Below are 22,863 nucleotides of genomic sequence, written 5' to 3'. Positions count from 1 at the left end.
GGAACCCGCCCGGCTGGCGCCAGCTTGCAGTCGGGCGGGTTTTCGCGTCATGGAGGTTTTTTCTTTCCGTCAATTGGTATACAATACCGATGAAGTGTTCGCCTCTACGCTGCTGCAATGGAACACAAAGGGGAGTAGGTAATGAAGGAACATGAGACGCTAACCTATACGGAAGAGGATATCCAGGTCCTGGAAGGGCTGATCGCCGTCCGGAAGCGACCTGGCATGTATATCGGCTCGACGGGAAGCCGCGGGCTGCACCACCTGCTGTGGGAAATCGTGGACAATGCGAAGGATGAGACGCTCGCCGGCTTTAATGACACGATCATCGTCACGCTGGAAAAAGATGGAAGTGTCAGCGTGGAAGACCACGGGCGCGGCATTCCGACCGGGATGCACAAAAGCGGTCGTCCCGTTCCCGAGGTGATTTTTACGACGCTGCATGCCGGCGGCAAATTCGGCGGCGGCGGCTACAAGAAAAGCGGCGGGCTGCACGGCGTGGGCTCCAGCGTGGTGGTTGCGCTGTCCAAGTGGCTCGAGGTGGAGATTCACCTGCACGGCAAAATCCATAAGCAGCGCTTTGCATATGTCGTGGACGAGAACGGCGTGGAGCATGTCGGCAAACCGGTCACCGGCCTGGAAGTGGTTGGCACTACCAACCGCACAGGCACCACCGTGACGTTCCTGCCCGATGATGCCATTTTCAGCACCACCCGTTTCGATTACGAACTGATCCGCGACCGGCTGCGCGAAACCGCTTTCCTGCTGAAAAAGCTGCGGCTGGTGCTGATCGACAAGCGGGGGCCGGAAGTGAAGCGGGAAGAGTTTTACTATGAAGACGGCCTGAAATCGTATGTGGCGTATTTGAACGAAGGCAAGCAGCCGCTTCATCCGGTGGTCTATTTCGATGGGGAGAAGGACGACGTCTATGTGGAGCTGGCCTTCCAATACAACGACGGCTACACGGAGACGCTGGTTTCCTATGTCAACTCGATCCCGACCACGGACGGCGGCACCCATGTGACCGGTTTCCGCAACGCCACCACCCGCGTGTTTAACGAATTCGCCCGCCGCAAGGGCTACCTGAAGGAAAAAGATGCCAACCTGACCGGGAACGACCTGCGCGAAGGCTTCCTGGGCGTGCTGTCGCTGCAGATGGCGGACGTTCAGTTCGAATCCCAGACCAAGGACAAACTGGGGAACGAAGAAGCGCGCACCATCGTGGAGCAGGTGGTTGCCGAAAAGCTGGGCTATTTTCTCGAAGAAAATCCGGAGATTGCCAAGCTGCTGATCGAGAAGGCGATCCGCTCGGCGGAAATCCGGGAAGAGCTGAGAAAGCAGCGGGAAGCGCTCCGCGGCGACAAGAAAGGAAAGGGTACGAAGAAGAGAAAATCGATCTCGGACAAGTTCGCCCCGCCGCAGCACAAAGATCCGAAGCGGAATGAACTGTTCCTCGTGGAGGGGGATTCCGCCGGCGGCTCCGCCAAGCAGGCGCGCAACTCGGAGTTTCAGGCCATCTTCGGGTTGAAGGGAAAACCGTTGAATACCGAAAAGGCCAAGCTGTCCGAGGTGCTGTCCAACGAAGAGTTTCGCACGATCCTGGAAGTGCTGGAGACCGATATCGGGGAAGACTTCTCCATCGAAAACTGCGCGTTTGACAAGATCATCATCATGTCCGACGCCGACGTGGACGGTTCCCACATCCAGACGCTCCTGCTGACGTTTTTCTTCCGCTACATGCAGCCGCTCATCGCTGCCGGGAAGCTGTACATCGCGCAGCCGCCGCTTTATCAGGTACGGAAGGAAACAAAGGGGAAAGAGGCGCAGGTGATCTACTGCTGGAACGATGCGGAGCTGGAGCAGGCGCTGAAGAAGCTCGGCCGCGGAGCCGAAGTGCAGCGGTACAAAGGTCTCGGCGAGATGAATGCCGACCAACTGTGGGAGACGACCATGAATCCCGAGACCCGCAAGCTGATCAAGGTATCGCTGGAGGATCTCGCCCATTGCGAAAAGCTTGTCACCGTGCTGATGGGAGACAAGGTTCCCCCCCGCCGCGAGTGGATCGAGAGCCACGTCACGTTCGAAGTGGGAGAGGATGAATAACGATGCTGTCCAATCAAGTGATCGAACAGAGCTTCGCCGAGATCATGGGCAAGCGTTTCGGCGATTACGCCAATCTGGTGATTTTGTCCCGGGCCATTCCCGACGCGCGCGACGGCTTGAAGCCGGTGCAGCGGCGGATCCTATACGCGATGTACCAGGAAGGCAACACCAGCGACAAGCCCTACCGCAAATCGGCCAAAACGGTCGGGTACGTGATGGGGACCTTCCACCCCCACGGCGACAGCGCCATTTACGAAACGATGGTGCGCATGGCCCAGTGGTGGAAGATGCGGCAGGTGCTGATCCAAGGCCACGGCAACTTCGGCAGCCTGGATGCCGATCCGCCGGCCGCCATGCGCTACACCGAGTCCCGCCTCTCTGCCCTGGCCAACGAGATGCTGCGTGACATTGAGAAAGAGACCGTCACCTTTATCCCGAACTACGACAACTCGGCCCAGCAGCCGGCGGTGCTCCCGTCCCGTTTCCCCAATCTGCTGGTAAACGGGGCGTCCGGGATTGCGGTCGGCTTTGCCACGGACATCCCGACCCACAATCTCGGAGAGGCGATCGACGCGACCATCGCCCAGATGAAAAACCCCGACATCACCGTCGATGAACTGATGCAGTACATCAAAGGACCGGATTTCCCCACGGGCGGCATCGTGCAGGGGGTATCCGGCATCCGCAAGGCGTTCGAGACGGGACGGGGCCAGTTTGTCATCCGGGCCCGCACCCATATCGAGGAGCCCAAAGGAAGCAAGGTCAAGAAGATCGTCATCTCGGAGATTCCATACGATGTGGTGAAGTCCAAGCTGGTCGCCGCGATCGACGAGCTGGTGATGGAACGCAAGATCGAAGGGGCGCTGGCCGTACGGGACGAGACCGGCCGCAAAGAGGCAGAGCAGAAAAAGGTGCGCATCGTGATCGATGTGCGCAAAGAGGCGGACACGGACGCCATCCTGCATTATCTGTACAAAAACACCGATCTGCAGGTGTACTACAACTACAACATGAATGCCATCCATGAGGGCTCGATCCGCCAGATGGGGCTGAAGGAGCTGCTCGATGCCTACATCTCCCACCAGAAAGAGGTGGTGACCCGCCGCTCCCAGTATGATCTCGACCGGAAACGGAACCGCGAGCATGTCGTCCAGGGATTGATCCGGGCCAAGTCGATCCTGCGGCAGATCGTGGAGACGATCATGGCGTCCGACGACCGGGCGCATGCCAAGGAAAACATCATGCGGGAATACGGCTTCACCGATATCCAGGCGGATGCCATTCTCAGCATCCAGCTGGCCTCCTTGACCCGGATCGACATCGTCAAGCTGGAGAAGGAGCTGCATCAGCTTGGCAAGGAGATCAAGGAGCTGGAAGCCATTCTGGGCAGCGAGAAGAAACTGATCCAGGTGATCGTGGGCGAGCTGACCGAGATCAAGAACAAATACGGGGAGCCGCGCCGCACGGACATCCAGGGCGAGATCGAGGAGATCAAGGTGGATCTCGCGATGCAGATCAACGCGGAAGACTGCATCGTGACCCTGACCAATGAAGGGTATATCAAACGCACCAGCCCCCGTTCCTTCAAATCCATGGGGGGAACCATCGATACCTGCGGAGTGAAGGAAGGGGACAGGGTCCGTTATTTTGCGGAGACCAACACCTCCCATACGGCGCTGTTCTTCACCCAGGACGGCAGATATTTCGCCACGCTGGTCAACGCCATCCCGGATGAAAAGTGGAAGGAGATCGGCTCGGCGCTGGTCAATGTGATCCCGCTGGAAAAGCAGCAGCAGATCGTGGCGATGCATATCGTCCCCGATTTCAAACAGCCGCTGTTCGTGTGCCATGTGACCAAGTCCGGCCTGATCAAGAAAACGCCGCTCGCCGAATACGAGACCAACCGTTCGGGCGCGCTGGTGGCCGCCAAATTGAAAAGCGAGGACGACGAAATCGTCAATGTCCTCCTCGTCGGGGAGGAAGGAACGTTCCTCGCCGTGACGAAGAACGGGATGGGCATCCGCTTCCCGCAAAGCGAAGTATCCCCGACCGGCCGCGCTTCCAGCGGGGTGAAGGCGATCAATCTCGCCGACGACGACGAATTGGTCAGCGTGCTGGCTATTCCGGAGCAGGAGGCGGGCGTCGTCTCCATCCTGACGGCAGAAGGCATTGTGAAACGAACGGCGCTCGCCGAACTGCCTGTCCAGGGGCGGGCCGGAAAAGGGCTGGTGATGATCCGCAAGCGCAAGCTCAATCCGCATCGCGTCGTGGCGGTGCAGCTGGAGGATCGCGAACTGTTGTACGCGCGCACACCGCACGGGGAGTGGGTGCTGGTGAACGCACAGCATGTTCCGATCAACGAGCAGGGAGGCATCGGTCGACTCGTGGTGGATGCGGGTGTGAGCGCGGTCGCTTACGAAGCGGTGCTCCCCACGGAACACGCCAAGGAGCCGCCGGCAGCCGGTCAACCGCCGGCAGCGGAAGCACCCCATTCCCCGCATGACGAAGCGCCGGTGGAGCAGATCAGTCTCTTTGAGGACGGAGAAAAAGGATGAGTAACATGACACAACCGTTTGCCCCATTTGCCTCATCGCTCAGCCGCCAGCAGGTTTCACTCCTGCTGGATACGGTGCTGTATTTTGAAGACGCGCCGAAGCTGCTCTCCATTCCAGACGGGAATGAGACGCCGGTAGCCGTCCCCCTGCTGCCGGAAACGCTGCGCAGCATGCTTGACAGCCTGCCGGAAGACGAACCGTTTGCAAAGGGCCGTTTTCAGTTTGACTGGCTGAGCCATGGAGAGAACCTGGGAGAGCTGCTGGTTACGCTGCCAACAGGGGAAACCATCCGGCAGAGAACCGCGTTGGATCAGTTTTCCCCGCTGTAACCGGAGCGTTATTTCCTAGGCAAGCGCAGGTTTCGCGGCGCCTCGATCCGGTTTGACATGTAGGGAAAGTTTTTTGTCGCAATCGGCAAAACTATGCGGGGAGGTGACCCGCATGGAGCGAAACATGATGGTGAACGGACGGGTGCTGAACTTTGCCACCACGTACGACGGCGATTCCCAGTATAACGTACAGGTGCGCAGCGGCGAAAAGGTGATCTCGATGTTCAAGGTGTCGGCGGATCAGGAGAGCGATGTGTTTGAAAGCGCATTGGCCCGGTTCAAGGCAGACGTCGAGGTAGGCAACGTCAAGCTGTAAGCAGGAGAAACAAAGGCTTATTCCGGAACACCCGGGATAAGCCTTATTTCTTTAGACGCGCATGCTGGATGGTGTCACAGAGTTTCTCGCATCCCCAGCCAGGCAGCCATCTTCCCCCGTATCCAAAGATCCAGCCCCTTTTCTTCTCTTGCAAAACGTGGTACAACAGGTGAGAAGCATGAACAGGAGGTCGGAGAGATGCAGCATCAGCAGCAGCCTGCCTGGATGAACGACATCCGGCAGTGGCGTGAACAGAAACCCGATTTGTCCCGCCTGGCTGAGGGCCAGCTGATCAGCTGGCTGGCAGATTTGCAGGCGCGGCGGGAACAGCTGGATGAACGGGAACGGAACCGGGCGGAAGCGGTTCTGCTGACGCTGTTGGCGGAAAAACGGCTTCAGCGGCCGGGGGGCGCCACGCAGGCGGAAGAATGGATCGGCCGGGCGCGCCGCCTGGACCCTGATCTTCGCGATGCCGCCCGGCTGCAGGTCCGCATCTGTCTGCAGCGGATGCGGGAAGAGCTGGGTGTCCGCGATTATCCGCAGTTACGCGAGACGGACAACGCCGTCACCAAGAAAAAGCAGCTCGAACGGCTGCTGACGCTCCTGGAGGAAGAATCCCGGGCGGACTGGGAACGGGAGCAGCTGCTTCAACAGGCGCAGGAAGCAGCCCGCGACGCGGCAGACAGGGAAGCGGAGATGACGCTGGCCGCCCTGCTGGAGTGGCAGCGTGAGCGGACCGACATGCTGCAGCAGTTGAAAGAAAAGGCGGACGCCTACGCCGCTTCCCTGCAGGGGCTGTACTATTCGTCAAACCTGCTGGCGGAGCTGCAGACCGACATCCGCAGGCTGCAGGAACACGAAGCGCGCAGGGAACGCCTGCTGCAGGAGGAACAGCAGGAAGACACGCCCGGCGAATCCGCCCTCGCCGACATCGATGCCTTGATCGGCCTGCAGGAGATCAAAACCCGGGTCAAGCAGCTGGCCGACTTTCATCGCTATCAACGGCTGCGCAGCGAGCAGGGGTGGGTCATGCTGGATCGGCCCGAACTGCATCTGGTGCTGACAGGCAATCCGGGAACGGGCAAAACGACGCTGGCCCGGCTGATCGCCAGGCTGTACCGGGAGCTGGGCCTGCTGGAAAGCGGCCACATGGTGGAGGTTGACCGCTCCCATCTGGTCGGGGCGTATGTAGGGCAGACGGAACAGCGCACCATGGAGGCGATTCAGCGGGCGGTGGGCGGGGTATTGTTTATTGACGAGGCCTACAGCCTGAAACGGGCGGATGCAAGCGGCACCGACTACGGCCAGGTGGCGATCGACACGCTCGTGGCGGCCATGACCAGCGGCGAATATGCCGGCAGATTCGTCGTGATTTTAGCAGGGTATCCGGAGGAGATGCGCCACTTTTTGCTGGCCAACCCGGGGTTGCGCAGCCGCTTTCCCGAGAGCGGCCACTTCACCCTGCCCGATTATACCGTGGAGGAGCTGCTCGCCATTGCCGAACAGGTTGCCAACCGGAATGATTATGCCCTGCCGCCGGAAACCAAAATCGCCCTGCGCCAGCGGATCGAAAGGGAGAAGGTGGATGAAACCTTCGGCAATGCCCGTACCGTGCGAAACATCGTCCTGGATGCGATTGTGGCAAAAGGAAAGCGGCTGGGCGAGAAAGAATCGCTCCACATGGCCGATTTTACCATCCTGTACCCGCATGATGTGGAGGGGGAGCCCGACGGCGGGCGGACAACTTCTGCCGCGCAGGCGCTGGAGGCGTTGATCGGGCTGCGGGAGATCAAGGATGAGCTGCAAAAGATCCGGGCTTACCTTCACATTCAACGGCGCCGGCTGGAAAAGGGACTCGCTTCCGTTCCCATCGAGCTGCATGCGGTGTTTGCCGGCAATCCCGGCACCGGCAAATCAACCGTCGCCCGCCTGTATGCCGCCATCCTGCATGAAACGGGCTACCTGAAGCGCGGCCATCTGGTGAGCGCAAGCCGCGCCGATCTGGTCGCCGGGTACGTCGGCCAGACAGCGGCCCAAACGAGACGAATTATCCGGCAGGCGCTCGGGGGCGTCCTCTTCATCGATGAAGCCTATGCCCTCCATGCGGCGAGCGAGAACGATTTCGGCCGGGAAGCGATCAGCACGCTGGTGGAGGAGATGACCCGGCACCGGGAGAATCTGGTGGTCGTCCTGGCAGGCTACCCGGATGAGATGAACCGCTTGATCGCAAGCAATCCGGGACTTGCTTCCCGCTTCAAGAAATACTTCTATTTCCCGGATTACACCCCTGCCGAACTGCTGGCTATTCTGGAGCAGCACGCCGCTGCGGCCGATTACCGGCTGCAGGGAGAAGCACGGGAGAAGCTGGCCGCCAAGCTGAACGAGCTGTCCGCTCAGGGCACACTGGCTGGCAACGCCCGCCTGGTGCAAAACCTCGTGCTGGAAGCGATCAAGCAGCAAGCGCTGCGGCTGGCGGCCATGCCGGAGGAGAAGCTGACGGCGGATCTCCTGCGCGACCTGGCTTGGGAAGATTTCCTTCCGCTTTGGCGGGAATAGTCCCGTCAAAATTTTTTATTCCTACTATTCATAATGGCGTGTCTTGTCATATAATGGGAAAAATGAATGTCCGATTTGGGAAAGGGTGTATCTGATTGCAGAGAAAATGGCTCGCCGCATTGTCAGGAACGATCGCACTCGCGTTGTTGGCCGGAGGGATGCCGGCAGCTGCGAAGAAGACGCCGGGGCATGTCAGCAAGCGCTTGGAAACGGAAGCGCCCACCGGACTCTCCCTGCGCACAACCAAATCCCTTCTGGCGAAATTGTCCCAAGACGATCACTCGTCCAAATTGGTCATCATTACGTTCGACGGCCCGATCGAGGAAGCATGGAAAGAAAAAGTGGAGGATCTGGGCGTGGAATTGGGCGACTATCTCCCCGATTTCTCCTTTCTTGCGCGCGTGCCGAACGACAAGGCCCGCGCCGCGCTGAACAAATTGCCTTTCGTCAAACGGGTTCAGTCGTATTTGCCGTCGTACAAGCTCTCGCCGGCGTTGGCGAAAGCGCTCGACTCCAGGAAAGACGTCCAGGTGGCCGTCATCGGCTTCAACCGCAAGAACGACCTGCGGCCCACCCTGAAACGCCTGGGGGGGAGCGATTTCTCCCATATCGAATCGGTGAAGGGGATTCGCCATATCTCCAGCCTGTCCGTCCAGGGCAACCGCCTGGACAAGCTGCTTACGTCGGACGATGTGGTCGCGGTGCTGCCGATCCCGGAGAGAAAGCTATACAATGATGTGGCGGCAGGCATTATTCACGCCGACACGCTGCAGGGTACGGGATATACGGGGAAAGGGCAGATTGTTGGGGTGATCGATACCGGTCTGGATACCGGGGACGTGAACGCGATCCATCCGGACCTGCAGGGCCAGGTGAAGGCACTCTATGCGGTCGCCCGGAAAAACGACGCCAGCGATCCGATCGGTCACGGCACGCATGTCGCCGGCTCCATCCTGGGTACGGGCAAGGCATCGGATGGCCGATACAAAGGGATGGCCCCGGATGCGAAGCTTGTTTTCCATTCCGTTGGCGGCAACACCGAAGAGGACGGTTTGCTTTTCGACGATGTTTATTCCTTGCTGGAAGAAGCGTATGAGGACGGGGCCCGCATCCATTCCGACTCCTGGGGAGGCGGCGATGAAGGCGAATATTCGATTGATTCCTTTCTGTTCGATGCGTTTTTATGGGAACATCCGGACATGGTGGCCCTTGTTGCCGCCGGAAATAGTGGAGAAGACGGCTATGGAACGGTGGGAAGCCCGGCTACGGCCAAAAACGTGATCACGGTCGGCGCTTCCGAAAATGACCGACCGGAAATGGACGATCCAGATTCCGACGATCCCGATGAGGTGGCGTACTTCAGCAGCCGCGGACCGACCCTGGATGGCCGGATCAAACCGGATGTCGTGGCGCCTGGTACCTTTATCCTGTCGACCCGCTCTTCTTTGGCCTCCGATGAGCACTTTTGGCTGCCATTCAACCAATACTATGCCTACATGGGCGGAACCAGCATGGCGACCCCGGTGCTGGCCGGCGGCATCGCGCAGATCAGGCAGTATCTGACCGAGAAAAAGATCACCAAACCGAGCGGAGCTTTGCTCAAGGGCATGATCCTTACAGGCGCCGATGTGCTGCCCGATGGGTATCTCGAGGATCAGGGATTCGGCAGGGCCAATCTGGAGGCCGCGCTGGAGACCACCTTTGTGGACGAAACCAAAGGGTTGAAGACAAAAGGCAAAGCAACCTACACGGTGAACGTGACCGATACGTCCAGGCCGTTTGTCGCCACCCTGACATGGACCGATTATCCCGCGTCCCCCATTCCGCTCAAAAAGCTTGTCAACGACTTGAACCTGACCGTGAAAACCCCGGACGGGAAAACCTACAACGGCAACGATTTTGAGCAGCCCTACAACAACGAGGTGGACAACCTGAACAACGTGGAGCAGGTATGGATTCCCCATCCGAAAAAGGGTACCTACACCGTGACGATTGCGGGTTACAACGTTCCCGAAGGCCCCCAGCCGTACGCTTTGGTCACCAATGGCAAGCTGATCGATCCCAGCATCAAGACGGAAACGAAAAAGGGAACGGTTGGCACAGCCAGCGGCCGGAAAACATATGCCGATTACCCGATCAGCGTGAAAAAAGCGGGCAGCATCGCGCTGTCGCTCAGTTGGGACGATGACGACGATGCGGATCTCGAGCTCCTCCTGTTGGACAGCAAAGGGAAGGTGGTCGCTTCCACATCCACCGGCAGCAGCCCGGAAACGCTCTCTTTTGCTGCCTCCAAAGCAGGCAGCTACAAGGTGCGCGTGCAGGCGAAGTCCGGTGATGCCATAAGCTATACGCTGTCGATGAGCTATCCGGGAAAATAAAGCCTCTATCCGCAAAAGGATGCCGAACACGCGGCATCCTTTTTCCTGTGCAGACAATTGGTAAAAATTCGATAATATGGTAACATGGACATGATCATTCCAGAGACAGATAAAGGGAGAGGATTTGATGAGGACAATCAAAAAACGAAAAGGCGCTCGGCGTCTGCTTGCGGGTCTGGCGGCGGCCGCCCTGCTGCATCCGGCAGCATTCCCGGCAGCCCATCACGCGTCCGTCGTATCGGCAGAGGAGCAGCAGACCGCACTGCGGAAGGAAGAAGCCATCCGGCTGGCGCAAAAATGGGTATCGATTCCGGCGGATTACCAGCTGGATGATGCCACTTACGAAGGCGACAGCCGTCCCGGGTTTTTGACGAAGCCGTCATGGCGGCTGTCATGGCGCAAGGGGCGGGACAATTTCCTCAGCGTGACGCTGGATGGCGCAACCGGCAAATTGCTGCAATATTCGCAGTTTGGCAAGGGACGGGAGGCGGGGAATAAAGGAGAGGCGCTATCCCCGGAGCGCGCCATCCAGATCGCCGATCAGTTTCTTGAGCGGGTTGTCGCGAAAGAAGAGCGGGCCAAGCTGTCGAAGCCGAATGAATATCAGAACCGGTATGCGTTCTATGGCGGCAGGATGGGCGAACAGCTGGTCAACTACACGCGCATCGAAAACGGCATTCCGTTCTTGGAGAACGGCTTCAGGCTGATGGTTGGCGCGGACGGCCAGGTGGTCGAATTCAACCGGGAGTGGTATGAGGGGGCCATACCGGATGCCAAGCCGGCCGTATCCCTGCAGGATGCGGAAAACATCCTGCAGGAAAAAGTGAAACCATCCCTCGCCTATGTGCGGCTGGATACGCTGACCGGCGATTATGGCAGCGGCGATGACCGCTATCTGCCGGTCTACAAGTATGATGAGTTTGCTCCCCAGCTGCTGGATGCAGCCACAGGCGCTCTGGTGAATCTGCGCGGCGAGCGGGTGGACAAACCGATCGAATGGAAGCCGCTGGGTACAGACAAGCCTGCATCCGCACCAAGCGGGAAGGTGATCGGCAAACAGGAAGCGCAGCAGATTGCGGAAGCCTTGATCAAACGCCTGCCCGGCACATACCGGTCGGATGGCAGCCACGGCAGCGGGGCAAGCGTGGGCCCGGACGGCATTGAAAGACGCAACTGGGATTTCGAATTCACCCCGCTGTCGGCAGCGGATGGGAAGAAAGAGCCGCTGATCCTGGGAATCAACGACCGCGGACAATTGATTGAGTACAGAGCGGGGGAACGCGTTCCTTTCCCTGACGAGAACGGGAAGAAAATCGACCATCCCGTGCCGTGGGAGAAGGCGAAGGAGAATGCGGTTAATCTGATCAAGGCGCTGATGGCCGACCAGTTGGGGTCCATCTATCTGATCGATCGGCCGCCTTCGGAAGCGGAAATGAAAGCGATCACGGAAAACGGCAGAAGATACACGATCCAATTCGGCAGAATGAAAAACGGCATTCCGCTCGAAAACGCCGATTTTCGCGTAACGGTGAACCCCGAAACCGGCGAAGTGGAAATGTTCCATACCTTTAGTGATGACACCGATTTCCGGTTTGTGGATACGCAAGGAAAACGGATCGATGCGGATACGGCCAAGCAGGTGGAGGAGAAGCAGAAAAAAGTGCTGCTTACCTACTATCAACCGATTTCCTTGAATCCGTCCGATGAAGAGAAGCAGCCGATCCTCGCTTACCGATATGTCGGGGATGAAGGAGTTGTCAACGCGGCAACAGGCGAGTGGTTCAGCTTCGCCAAGCTGCAGGAGTCGAAAGTGCCGACGGATATCATCGGCCATCCGGCCCAAGCGGCGCTGCAGCTCGCCGTCAGCCAGGACTATTTGCGCGTGCAGGACGGCAAGGTGGAACCGGACAAACAGGTGACCCGCGGCGAGATGGCGGAGATGCTGGCCCGCGCAACGAACCGGATCGAGTTCGAGGCGCTGCATCGGACGTTCTTTCTCGATGACGAGGAACCAAGCCGCCCCTACCTTTTTGACGATGTCAACCAGTCGCATCCGCAGTACGCCGCCATTCAGAAATGCGTCCAATTGGGGCTGATCGCCAAGGAAGGGAAGCGCTTTGAACCGGATCGGGCCATTACCAGACTGGAAGCGGCCGAGATGGCCGTCCGTCTGTTAGGCTACCAAGCGCTCGTTGACAAACCGGAGATCTTCACGTCTCCTTATCGGGATGTGGCCAAGGAGAAACAGCCGGTCGTCGCGCTTGCCAGCGCGTTCCAGCTGTTCCCATCGCTCTCCGGTTCCTCATTTTCCCCGAATGTTCCGATGACACGGGCCGATGTGGCCCTGCTGCTGCAACAGCTGCAGAAAGCGGCGGAGCAAAAATGACGGCAAGGAAACAGGAACTGGTACTCTGTAAAATTAAATATGCAGGAAGCCTATTATCAGCAATAGCAATAAGCAATTTAATAAAATGTTAGATATTCTATTGATGGATGAGTAATGCAAAGGGGGTATCCCCTAGATGTGTTGCTCATCCTCTTTGTTTTGTTATAAATGGTGGAATCATCTGAATGATTTTTGGGAAGGCAAAACAGGTGGCAATAAAAAATATCTATAGACTTGGAATCGGCGTTCTTTGTTCCGCTAAAGGGCAGTATTGTTCAAGGATCCAACCTTTACCTAAGTTGCTCTACAGATGGTTTTGTAAAAAGAACTGGCCCGGTGTTGTTTGTTCGGTTCGATGAACTAAACGCATACTTAATAAATGTTATGGGACACGGGAGTTGGACTAATCAAGAAAATGATTCGCATTATTCACCGTAGTTATATACTTTTAGACAGACCAGCTATCGCTGGCGATACAAGTCAGATACTTTTTAAAGCCTCTAATTTGCATTTTAAGCCATTTTGACTATCATAGTTGGAAATAGGTGTTGTTTAAGAACGTGTCTGAGCGGTTCTGTGAGGAGTTTTAACGACGAATGGGTTTGAGGAACTTCTCTGAACGACATAATTTTTATTTTAGGAGGGAACAACATGGAAGTTTTTGCAAAATATTTAGCAGGTATCGATAACCCCGACCACCGCGACCGAACAGAGGAAATTTTGGCGTGGGTTGCTAATAAATTCCCAAATTTGGAACCGCAAATCAAGTGGAATACGCCAATGTTTTCCGATCACGGCACATTTATCATCGGCTTTTCCACAGCGAAGCATCATTTGAGCGTTTCACCCGAAAAGGTAGGCATTGCGCACTTTGCCGATGACATTGCACAAGCTGGCTACAGCGCTACCAAAGGCTTGTTTCGAATTCCGTGGAATGAGCCGGTAAATTACGAATTGCTTGAGAAAATGATTGAATTTAATATTCAGGATAAAGCAGACTGTTCAACTTTTTGGCGGAAATAGAAAAAATAAGATAGGCCTTAGAAAGCATGTGAGGGCTTCTTAGGGCTTCTGAGAGGCTTTAAGGAGTTGATAACTATGCAAAACTATGCCCCACGCTTTTACATGCCCCAACACTCTTGTTGGGGACGCCCTGACATGGCGAATGTCAAAGTTTGGGGTGCGCCCTTTTTTCATAAGTGTAAATTATTACAGAAGCTAAGAAAATAATTCTCTTACTTATGATAAGTTCAATACTCATCATTTTATTTACCGAATTAAAATGTTGTTGTAAATAACAAAGAGAAATGGATAGAGATTCAGATGTTTTCTGAGACCCCTATCCATTCTTATATCACCAATAAGATGTTTAACATCATATTCAATTATTTATTCTTATTGCTTATTTAGGGATAACCCTCATTTTAAATAAAACAGTCCGCTAGTGCCTGTTCCCGTTTCAGGACAACCAGTCGTAAGCGCGCAGGGCAACCTCCAAACACAGGCGGCGGTGCGGCATCTCAAAATCGGAGCCCAGCAGTTCGCCGATCTTTTCCAGACGGTGGTAAAGCGTCTGGCGATGGATGTACAAGCGGTCCGCCGTTTCCTGCTTGGACAGGTTCTGTTCCAGATAGACGCGCAGGGTATGCACATACTGGCTGCCGTTCTCCTCGTCATAACGGAGCAATGGTTCCAAATAATCGGCAATAAAGGAACGGAGAACGCGCTCCTGCGGGACATGGTAGAGCAGCCGGTAAATTCCCAGCTCATCGAAAAAGGTGGCCTCCTGCTCTCCATCGAAGAGCAGGGCCTGCTCCGCTTCCTGGAAGTGGCGATCCGCCTCCGCCAAGCGCTCCGACAGACGGCTGACCCCGAAAGCGATCGCGCCATCCGTGCCGACCGCCTGTTTGCTTACTTTCGCCAACTCCGCCAGCGCTTTTTTCAAGCGGCTGCGCATCTCTGTCTGATGGTTCGCTTCCATCGCCATCAGGTAGAGGCGGTTTCCCCTCGCCGTCAGCAGCGAGCGAAAGCCGTAGCGCGACAGGATGGACCGATAGACGCTGAAGCGCTCATGCAGCGTCTGATTCTCCGGATTCTCCTGCAGCCGTCCCGCCCGGAGCTGCATCACCACGGCATAGTAGGCGGAAGAGGCGTTGGAGCGGATGCCGAGCAGCGAACGCAGCTGCTCTTCCTGGTGCTGGCTGCCGGCGATCATCTCCTCCATCAGGCGGGATTCGCTTGCCAGGGCACGTTCTGCGGCAAACATGGTGCGCATCAGGATTTGCGCCATGGCGGCGGCGGTGTAATCCAGCTCGAGGAGAAGCACTTCCTCCGGCTCCCGCTCATACAGCACCACTCCCAGATAGGCAAGCACATGGCCCATGGCGGTGATCGGCTGATAGCAAACGGTTTTTTTCTCCGTCATGGGGAGGCGGCCGCTGGTCTCAACGGGAGATGCGCCGGCAAGAAGATGCTCCTTCAGGAGGGCGGTCATCTCCGCCTGGACGCTCTGCGGCATGGCGGGCATGTAGACGGGAGCGGCCTGGCCGTCGCAGGGTAGATAGAAGGTCTGCAACTGGACATGGGCCTGAAAATGCTGCTGCAGCCGGGTTGTCCCCTGCGTGTGCAGGCTGAGCTGCTGAAGATCGCGGGCGTATGCCTCCAGCTTGCGAAGGGCGTCCATCTGCCGGTTGACGATGATTTCATGCAGGTCAAGCGTGATGTCGACGAAGCGTACAGGCTGATGAAAGATGATCAGCGGAAAGTCGTGATGGTCGGCCAGTTCGCACATATCGGCCGGGATCCGGGGAATATAGGGGCCCAGTTCGACGCACAGACCCGCCGCCCTGCGCTGAATCAGCTCCGTCAGGTAGGCGAGCCGCTTGACCGCATCCTCCCCGAAGCCAAGGCCGGTCGAGAGGATGAGCTCCCCGCCGTTCAAAAAGCGGCCGTTTTCAGCCGTTTCCAGCACATGAACCCAGCGGATCGGGCGCCCCAGTCCGCGCTTCCCGGCAATCGCTTCCGCATGCTGAAACAACGGCCGCTTCAACACCTCTGTTACGGTCAACCGCCATTCCGTCTTCACGTGCTCCCTCTCCTTTTCCCATGACAATATGTAAGAAGTAGTGTACGGAAGTATGAACAGGATGTCTAGTGATTGTTGCGGAAATCTTCAGATAAAATGGTGATAGCTACCAATATCTGAGAGTAAGGGGATGACACAATGGGAATGGCGACGGTTGGACACGTGATGAAAAACTATATTGGCGGCCAGTGGGTGTATGCCCGGACGGATCAGTATGAGGATATTCCCAACCCGGCAACCGGTGAAGTCATGTCCAAGGTACCGCTTTCGAGCAAGCATGATGTGGACGACGCCGTGAAGGCCGCGCTGGCCGCTTTCCCGGACTGGAGCGAGATGCCGGTGGTGGAGCGGGCGCGCGTCATGTTCCGCTTTCAGCAGCTGCTGTTTCGCCATCAGGATGAGCTGGCCCGCATGATTACCAGGGAAAACGGCAAAAATCTGGCCGAAGCGCAGGCCGAGATGCTGCGCGCCATCGAAATGGTGGAGTTTGCCGCCGGAATGCCAACCTTGTTGATGGGAGAAACCCTGCCCAATATAGCCAAGGGCATCGACAGCTATACGCTGCGCTTCCCGCTGGGGGTGGTGGCGGGGATCACGCCGTTTAACTTCCCGGTGATGGTGCCGATGTGGATGTATCCGATCGCCATCACGGCGGGCAATACGTTTGTGCTGAAACCGTCCGAGCGCACGCCGCTTTCCTGTATCCGGGTTGCGGAACTGCTGCAGGAAGCGGGCTTGCCGGACGGGGTCTTCAATGTCGTCAACGGCGCGCATGACGTCGTCAACGGCATTCTGGAGCATCCGGACGTGAAAGCGGTTTCGTTCGTCGGCTCTCAGCCGGTTGCCGAGTACATTTACAAGACGGCAGCTGCGAACGGCAAGCGCGTGCAGGCGCTGGCAGGGGCGAAGAACCATCATCTGGTCATGCCCGACGCGGATCTGCGGCGGGCCGCCAAGACGATCGTCAGCTCCGCATTCGGCTGTGCCGGGGAACGCTGCATGGCGGCCAGCGCGGTGGTAGCGGTGGAAGAGATTGCGGATGAACTCGTGCAGTACCTGGTGGAAGAGTCGGACGCGCTGAAGATGGGCAATGGTCTGGAGCCCGGCGTCGATCTGGGACCGGTGATTCGCCCGGCCCATCTGGAGAAGGTGCTCAGCTACATTGAACGTGGAGAAGCTGCCGGCGCCTCCCTCGTGCGGGATGGCCGCCGCGATGTGAAACCGGAGGAGAAAGGCTATTTCCTCGGGCCGACGATCTTTGACCATGCGGATGCGGAGATGGTGATCGTCCGCGACGAAATCTTTGCGCCGGTGCTGAGTGTGATGCGCGTCCGCAATTTCGAGGAAGGTCTGGCCGTGATCAGCAAGTCCCGCTACGGCAACGGCGCGACCATCTACACCAACAGCGGCCGCTATGGCCGGGAGTTCGTCCAGCGTGTCGAAGCGGGCATGGTGGGCGTCAATGTCGGCGTGCCCGCGCCCATGGGCTTCTTCTCCTTTACCGGCTGGAAGCAGTCGTTCTACGGGGATTTGCATGCCAACGGTAAGGACGGCGTGGAGTTTTTCACAAGAAAGAAAACGGTTACGGAGCGCTGGTTCGATGACGGCGAACGCCATATCGGTTCGCAGCGTGTGTTTGTGAAGTAATCCATCCTATCGGAAAGGGGCGATTCCCGATGAGTCAGGAACAACAGAGCGTTACCCGGGCACGGGAAGACAAGGAAGAGCTGCTCCAGAGCGACCGTACCCATATGTGGCATCACATGTCCCCGTACAATCCCAATCCCATGATCGTGACCGAGGCGAAAGGATCATGGGTGACCGATATCGACGGGAACCGGTATCTGGACGCAATGGCGGGGCTGTGGTGCGTCAACGTGGGCTATGGCCGGCAGGAGCTGGCCGAGGCGGCCTATGAACAGTTAAAGACGATGGCCTATTTTCCCCTGACGCAAAGCCACATCCCGGCCATCAAACTGGCGGAGAAGGTGAGCGAGTGGCTGGGGGAGGAGTATCGGGTGTTCTTTTCCAACAGCGGCTCCGAAGCGAACGAGGTCGCCTTCAAGATCGCCAGGCAGTATCATCACCAGAACGGGGAGCCGGGCCGCTACAAGTTTGTCTCCCGCTACCGGGCGTATCACGGCAATACGATGGGGGCGCTGGCGGCGACGGGGCAGGCCGTCCGCAAGCAGACATACGAGCCGCTTGCCCCCGGGTTTTTGCATGTTTCTCCGCCGTACTGCTACCGCTGTCCGTTCGGGAAATCCTACGGCAGCTGCAGTCTGGAGTGCGCGCAGGCCTTCGACGAAGCGATCAACTGGGAAGGGAGCGGCACGGTTGCCGGCGTGATCATGGAACCCGCCATCACCGGGGGCGGTGTGATCGTCCCGCCACCGGAGTATTTGCCAAAAGTGCGGGAGATTTGCGACAAGCACGGCGTCCTGCTGATCGTGGATGAAGTGATCTGCGGCTTCGGCCGCTCGGGACGCAAGTTCGGCCACCAGAATTTTGGCGTGAAGCCGGATATCGTCACCATGGCGAAAGGGATCACCAGCGCCTACCTGCCGCTCTCTGCGACCGCCGTCCGGGCGGAGATTGCCGACCGCTTCATGGAGCAGGGGGTGAATCAGCATTTCCGCCATGTGAATACGTTCGGCGGTAATCCGGCGGCCTGTGCGCTTGCCCTGCGCAATCTGCAGCTCATGGAGGAAGAGGAGCTGATCGCCAGGGCGGAGCAGCTGGGGAACGAACTGCGGCAAAAGCTGTCCGCGCTGGAGTCGCACCCGCACGTGGGGGATATCCGCAGCTTCGGCTTCCTCTGCGGCATTGAAATGGTGGAAGATCGCGCCAGCAAGGAACCGGCGGCTCCGGACAAGGTGACCAAAGTAATCGCCGAATGCAAGAAGCGCGGCGTGATCATCGGGCGGAACGGGGATACGGTGCCCGGCTACAACAACATTCTGACGCTCTCCCCGCCATTCTCCACGACCAGCGAAGAGCTTGGCTTCATTGTGACGGTGCTGCAGGAAGCGTTTGAGACGCTGTAACACGATTTTTTGAAAGATGCAGGGGGAATACGGATGAGCATCAAAGCAGGAGATGTTTTTACGTGGCAAAGGACGTTTACCGTGGAAGAAACGCTGCAGTTTGCGCAGCTCTCCGGTGACATGGGCAGGCATCACATGGAGCCAGATGAAAACGGGCGTCTCATGGTGCACGGCCTGCTTACGGCCAGCATTGGCACGAAGATAGGCGGCGATTTGAACTACATTGCCCGCGAAATCACCAGTGAATTTCTCAGACCTGTATTTACCGGGGACACCATCACCTGTGAGCTGACGATTACCGAAGTGGTCCAGATGGAAGGATATAAAAAAGTTTCCATCAAAACCGTCAATCGGAACCAACACGGGAAAGAGGTGCTGATCGGCTCAAGTCACGGAATCATCAGGGATTGATTTTCTCAGTTTGCAGACAAAGTCCGTCATGCCATGGTGATGGTACTCTCTCGCTCTCTTGACGACCAGCAAAGAAGTTGGCCGTGTCCGCTGCGAAACGTGACGCGGGCAGGGGGGCAAACATCTGGGTATCTCGAAGTAGGGAGACTTGTGCCCCCTGTTTTCCCCCCTCTTCGTTTCTCCGCTGTGCAGGTCGTCAAAGGAGCTCGCGTCAGCCAAGATGTTACATCACTCCACACGGTACACGCAAAGAAACCGTTCTACGCCGGGATACTTCTCTCCGAGACTGCTTGCTGCAAAACCGAACTTTTTGTAAAAGCCAACAGCGTCATTGTCGGTTTCCGCTGATATGCTTTCCAAATTGAAATGTTCGATTACACGATTTATCATCCGACTGGCCCAACCGCGGTGACGATAACCCGGGTGAACGGAAATGTGCTTGATGATGGCTTGGTTGGATGCGAGAAGTTGGACCCCGATAAGGCCAATGAGCATGTCATCTAATTCCATACCGAATAGAAACAGATCCCCATGTCCTATGTATGATTGTACGATCTGGTTTATTTTTTGGACGGCCGGTGCCTCAACAGCATAGGATAGCAATTGTCTTACTCCTGGCTCATCCAAGCGATTTTTTAGATCAATCACTTTGATTCACCTCCCCTTGTATTTGTCTTGACATTATGAATTATAATTTTATGAAAATTCAAATGAAACGAGGGTTAAAAATTGGCTCTTCCATCTGTTGAAGAACAATTTGCTGATGCGTTGAAATCCATTGCTCGAAACTTAGAAATAAAGGAGTATGTTCAACAATCCCCCGAACTTTATCCTTTTTTTCAGCGTGCGGCTAAGCGATTTGTAACAGGCGAATCAAGAAATGACGGTATATCCATTGGTTATCAACTAATACAAAAGGGATACCGCATTTCTCTTGAATACATTGGGGAGAACACCACCAACAAGTATGAGTGTATTCGAGCCAAAGATGAGTTTATAGCGTTAATGAAAGAATGTGGAAATCGAGGGTTAAGTTCTCGCATTTCTTTTGATCTATCCCATATTGGCTTATCTGTTGACCCTGAACTTGCCTATCAAAACTTAGCAGAAATGGCGAAAGAAGCACAATCCCATGGTCTTACTCTTATGCTTAGCATGGAGGAATCGGCTAAAACGGATCAGATACTCTCTATCTACAAAAGAGTCGTTAAAGAATATTCCAACGTAGGGGTCACACTTCAAGCCCAATTGCATCGAACGCTTAATGATCTCAACGATTTACTGAACTACGCTGGTACAATTCGTATCGTTAAAGGGGCATACCAAGAGCCATCAGATATTTCTATCCCTCGTTCACAAACGTTGGATCATCGTTACCTCGAATTAGTTGATTTGTGCGTTAAAGCAGGTCATCAAGTTTCAATCGCTTCTCATGATGAAGCCATACACAGACAAATCATCGAGCGTGGTTATTTGCAAAACCCACATGTAGAAGTAGAAATGCTTTACGGAATTCGTCCCGATCTCTGTCGACAACTAAAGGATAATGGGCGATCCGTTCGGGTTTATCTAACATATGGTACTGAGTGGTACTTATACCTCTGCCATAGAATCGCTGAATATCCACCCAACATTTATGTTGCCATCACGGACATGATTCGGGGGGGTGAAGACTCCTCGCAGCTTTACTAAACTACTAAGCAATAAAAAGTTGGTAAGTCCGTAAAGAGTCGTAAGTTTCCTCAACCTCAAACAAACATGCAGTAACGAGCATGTCTTTAAGGTTTTTCGTACTTTTTGCTTCGCGAATAGAGCTGTTAACTTGCATTATTGTCCGTGAAAATTTGGAAATTTCTTGTCGTTCGTTGAAATATAGGACGCGCAAAAGGACCTCTCATATAGGGGTTCTTATTTAGCAGATCGGAAAATTTAAGTTCATTAAAGTGATAAAGTGACGAAGAAAGTTTGGGGGCCCCCGCCGACTCCAGCGTTAGCTGAAGTCAGCGGGGTATTTTACATATAAGGAATTGGCTGTCACCTCCTCAAAATCGTTAGATCACTGAAAAATACACCTGGACAGACTTTTAAAAAGGACGAGCATTGAAACGAAAAACGTGTTTGCAACGTCTCAGTATTGCCCGCTAAATTCAGCCCCAACTATGAATGTTAGGGTTTGATTGCGAAAATGTTGGTAACAATTTTACATATTAGAAATTAAATAAAATATTTAAAAATTTACAATTATTGGTATAATTGTTTCTGAAAGGAGTGATGTTCATGAAAAAATTAAACTTATTATCGGTACTCTCTGTTTTAGCATCATTGTCCTTTGCTTCCCATGCATTCGCTTCACCCGCTGTATATTCCATTGGTGTTTCCGAAGAATTGCAACAAGAAGACGAATGGTGCTGGGCTGCTGCGAGCGTTTCCATTTTGGACTATTTTGGTGAGTCGGTAGATCAAGACGAAGTAGTAGAGTATGTAAAAGGTGACGTCATCAATGAGGGAGCTACGGATTCAGAAGTTCAAGATGGATTGGAACACTGGGGAGTTGATAGTACGCGAACAACTTCTTACCTGAGTTTTTCAACAATTAAATCAGAAATCTATAATTACGAGCGACCAATCTATGCTGGTTGGACATGGGATACTGGTGGTGGTCATGCTGTTGTTCTTGATGGGTATGATGATGATACTACTGATTATGTAGAGTACATGGACCCATGGGATGGGGATCACAAATCCTCAACCTATAATTGGTTTAAAAGTAGCTCCGATCATGTTTGGGACGGAACGCTTTACAAAATGCGTTAGGGGTGAAAAATGATGACTAAGAAAAAAACGCTTTTCACACTATTTACGGTATCATTGTTCGCATTAGCTCTAGCAGCTGTACCAGTGTTTGGAGCAAAGATTGAATCTGACATTCCAACTGAAGTGAAACAAGCGGCAGAAGAGGGATTAGCTTTGTTTCAATCCAAAGTCTCGGGCAACCCCACCTCTTACGGATATCATGATGCTTCGGAAGTGAAACAGACAACACTGGGTGAGGGGTATCAGATTCATTACGTTAATGGTCAAAAACTGGAAAATGATAACAAGGGAAGCTTGTTAGACATATCGGAGGCAGCAGATGTTTGGGAATTTACCGTGGATCTGAATGGTCAACCAAAATCGTTTCTTACGATTGCTTTTGAAGACGGCAAATATCGTGTCGTAGAGTTTGGTGGCAATGCTGCAGCTTACGGAGACACCATGAAGAAATTCAAGCAAAAGACGAATCAAAAGCCGATCCTGGTCAAAGCAGGACCTGCATTTTACTTCGTCAAAAAAAGCGGCAGCGATGAACTTGTTTTGCCAGCAGTGACAGAGAAGCAGGCCTCCATACTTGGCTTGGATGACGCTACAAGCTTTAAACCTTCTTCAGAAGTAGTGAAGATGTTAAAAGAAATACAGAAGAAGAATAAAGGCAAACGCGGGTAGGACTACTCCCCCTAATGAAACCAAACTCCTTGTGATGAGCAAGGGGTTTGGTTTTATTATGCCATCGGTTACAATAGCGAAAATAAGGTGTAAGTTTACATAACTTTTATTATGTGAATATCATTGCCTCCCCCTTCACTTACGCTTCTTCCCTTCCAGATTCCCCCTTTTGATTGCACGCTTTTTCGCTCCCGCCGGTGAAATGGAATACATA

General features: G+C 55.0%; 16 protein-coding genes and 1 pseudogene. 14 read left to right on the top strand and 3 right to left on the bottom strand.

Features of this window, described 5'->3' with window-relative positions; all coding sequences use genetic code 11:
- Positions 1-141 precede the first annotated feature (141 nt).
- From G3578_RS14180 to G3578_RS14145, 8 genes are all read left to right on the top strand, one after another.
- Positions 142-2,103, top strand: coding sequence for a DNA gyrase/topoisomerase IV subunit B (locus G3578_RS14180; RefSeq protein ID WP_165213612.1), 1,962 nt, complete (start codon positions 142-144; stop codon positions 2,101-2,103).
- A gap of 2 nt (positions 2,104-2,105) precedes the next feature.
- Positions 2,106-4,658 (top strand): DNA topoisomerase IV subunit A, encoded by a 2,553-nt coding sequence (gene parC, locus G3578_RS14175; protein ID WP_165213611.1) that lies wholly within the window; start codon positions 2,106-2,108, stop codon positions 4,656-4,658.
- 5 nt (positions 4,659-4,663) lie between these two features.
- Positions 4,664-4,987, top strand: a complete 324-nt coding sequence (locus tag G3578_RS14170) for a hypothetical protein (RefSeq protein ID WP_165213610.1) — start codon at positions 4,664-4,666, stop codon at positions 4,985-4,987.
- A 112-nt stretch (positions 4,988-5,099) separates the two neighbouring features.
- Complete coding sequence (locus G3578_RS14165; RefSeq protein ID WP_206529690.1) at positions 5,100-5,303, top strand: hypothetical protein; 204 nt, start codon at positions 5,100-5,102, stop codon at positions 5,301-5,303.
- Positions 5,304-5,501: 198 nt separating this feature from the next.
- Positions 5,502-7,859 (top strand): AAA family ATPase, encoded by a 2,358-nt coding sequence (locus G3578_RS14160; protein ID WP_165213609.1) that lies wholly within the window; start codon positions 5,502-5,504, stop codon positions 7,857-7,859.
- 95 nt (positions 7,860-7,954) lie between these two features.
- Positions 7,955-10,237, top strand: a complete 2,283-nt coding sequence (locus tag G3578_RS14155) for a S8 family serine peptidase (RefSeq protein ID WP_241254628.1) — start codon at positions 7,955-7,957, stop codon at positions 10,235-10,237.
- A gap of 127 nt (positions 10,238-10,364) precedes the next feature.
- Complete coding sequence (locus G3578_RS14150; RefSeq protein ID WP_165213608.1) at positions 10,365-12,623, top strand: YcdB/YcdC domain-containing protein; 2,259 nt, start codon at positions 10,365-10,367, stop codon at positions 12,621-12,623.
- Positions 12,624-13,274: 651 nt separating this feature from the next.
- A complete protein-coding gene (locus tag G3578_RS14145) occupies positions 13,275-13,646 on the top strand; it encodes an iron chaperone (protein WP_165213607.1) in 372 nt (123 codons plus the stop codon).
- Positions 13,647-14,082: 436 nt separating this feature from the next.
- On the opposite strand, the gene G3578_RS14140 is transcribed toward G3578_RS14145, so the two are convergent.
- Complete coding sequence (locus G3578_RS14140) at positions 14,083-15,708, bottom strand: PucR family transcriptional regulator ligand-binding domain-containing protein (protein WP_165213606.1); 1,626 nt, start codon at positions 15,706-15,708, stop codon at positions 14,083-14,085.
- Positions 15,709-15,846: 138 nt separating this feature from the next.
- Between G3578_RS14140 and G3578_RS14135 the strand changes: the two genes are divergently transcribed.
- From G3578_RS14135 to G3578_RS14125, 3 genes are read left to right on the top strand one after another with little or no spacing between them, the layout of a single operon-like run.
- Complete coding sequence (locus tag G3578_RS14135) at positions 15,847-17,355, top strand: CoA-acylating methylmalonate-semialdehyde dehydrogenase (protein ID WP_165213605.1); 1,509 nt, start codon at positions 15,847-15,849, stop codon at positions 17,353-17,355.
- 29 nt (positions 17,356-17,384) lie between these two features.
- Positions 17,385-18,755, top strand: a complete 1,371-nt coding sequence (locus G3578_RS14130; protein WP_165213604.1) for an aspartate aminotransferase family protein — start codon at positions 17,385-17,387, stop codon at positions 18,753-18,755.
- Between the two features lie 33 nt (positions 18,756-18,788).
- Positions 18,789-19,166 (top strand): MaoC/PaaZ C-terminal domain-containing protein, encoded by a 378-nt coding sequence (locus G3578_RS14125; RefSeq protein ID WP_165213603.1) that lies wholly within the window; start codon positions 18,789-18,791, stop codon positions 19,164-19,166.
- Between the two features lie 228 nt (positions 19,167-19,394).
- On the opposite strand, the gene G3578_RS14120 is transcribed toward G3578_RS14125, so the two are convergent.
- Positions 19,395-19,814: a GNAT family N-acetyltransferase gene (locus G3578_RS14120; protein ID WP_165213602.1), complete on the bottom strand. Its 420-nt coding sequence runs from the start codon at positions 19,812-19,814 to the stop codon at positions 19,395-19,397.
- Between the two features lie 81 nt (positions 19,815-19,895).
- On the opposite strand from G3578_RS14120, the gene G3578_RS14115 reads away from it, so the two are divergent.
- A complete protein-coding gene (locus G3578_RS14115; protein ID WP_165213601.1) occupies positions 19,896-20,858 on the top strand; it encodes a proline dehydrogenase family protein in 963 nt (320 codons plus the stop codon).
- Between the two features lie 4 nt (positions 20,859-20,862).
- On the opposite strand, the pseudogene G3578_RS14110 reads toward G3578_RS14115, so the two are convergent.
- Positions 20,863-20,970, bottom strand: a pseudogene (locus G3578_RS14110) (IS1595 family transposase); the annotation flags it as partial.
- Between the two features lie 473 nt (positions 20,971-21,443).
- On the opposite strand from G3578_RS14110, the gene G3578_RS14105 reads away from it, so the two are divergent.
- On the top strand, positions 21,444-21,980 hold the full coding sequence (locus G3578_RS14105) for a papain-like cysteine protease family protein (RefSeq protein WP_165213600.1): 537 nt from the start codon (positions 21,444-21,446) through the stop codon (positions 21,978-21,980).
- A gap of 12 nt (positions 21,981-21,992) precedes the next feature.
- The gene (locus G3578_RS14100; RefSeq protein WP_165213599.1) at positions 21,993-22,649 is read left to right on the top strand and encodes a hypothetical protein; all 657 of its coding nucleotides are present in this window, start codon (positions 21,993-21,995) and stop codon (positions 22,647-22,649) included.
- Positions 22,650-22,863: the final 214 nt, after the last annotated feature.

It is taken from the genome of Brevibacillus sp. SYP-B805, from assembly GCF_011059135.1.
Classification (GTDB): domain Bacteria; phylum Bacillota; class Bacilli; order Brevibacillales; family Brevibacillaceae; genus Brevibacillus_F.
The sequence above is the reverse complement of the archived record's forward strand: the minus strand, read 5'-3'. Positions and strand labels throughout refer to the sequence as shown.

Bases quoted from the DNA above. Each gene is read 5' to 3' on its own strand.
- G3578_RS14180 (WP_165213612.1), top strand. From the start codon at position 142: ATGAAGGAACATGAGACGCTAACCTATACGGAAGAGGATATCCAGGTC.
- parC (WP_165213611.1), top strand. From the start codon at position 2,106: ATGCTGTCCAATCAAGTGATCGAACAGAGCTTCGCCGAGATCATGGGC.
- G3578_RS14170 (WP_165213610.1), top strand. From the start codon at position 4,664: ATGACACAACCGTTTGCCCCATTTGCCTCATCGCTCAGCCGCCAGCAG.
- G3578_RS14165 (WP_206529690.1), top strand. From the start codon at position 5,100: ATGGAGCGAAACATGATGGTGAACGGACGGGTGCTGAACTTTGCCACC.
- G3578_RS14160 (WP_165213609.1), top strand. From the start codon at position 5,502: ATGCAGCATCAGCAGCAGCCTGCCTGGATGAACGACATCCGGCAGTGG.
- G3578_RS14150 (WP_165213608.1), top strand. From the start codon at position 10,365: ATGAGGACAATCAAAAAACGAAAAGGCGCTCGGCGTCTGCTTGCGGGT.
- G3578_RS14145 (WP_165213607.1), top strand. From the start codon at position 13,275: ATGGAAGTTTTTGCAAAATATTTAGCAGGTATCGATAACCCCGACCAC.
- G3578_RS14135 (WP_165213605.1), top strand. From the start codon at position 15,847: ATGGGAATGGCGACGGTTGGACACGTGATGAAAAACTATATTGGCGGC.
- G3578_RS14130 (WP_165213604.1), top strand. From the start codon at position 17,385: ATGAGTCAGGAACAACAGAGCGTTACCCGGGCACGGGAAGACAAGGAA.
- G3578_RS14125 (WP_165213603.1), top strand. From the start codon at position 18,789: ATGAGCATCAAAGCAGGAGATGTTTTTACGTGGCAAAGGACGTTTACC.
- G3578_RS14105 (WP_165213600.1), top strand. From the start codon at position 21,444: ATGAAAAAATTAAACTTATTATCGGTACTCTCTGTTTTAGCATCATTG.
- G3578_RS14100 (WP_165213599.1), top strand. From the start codon at position 21,993: ATGACTAAGAAAAAAACGCTTTTCACACTATTTACGGTATCATTGTTC.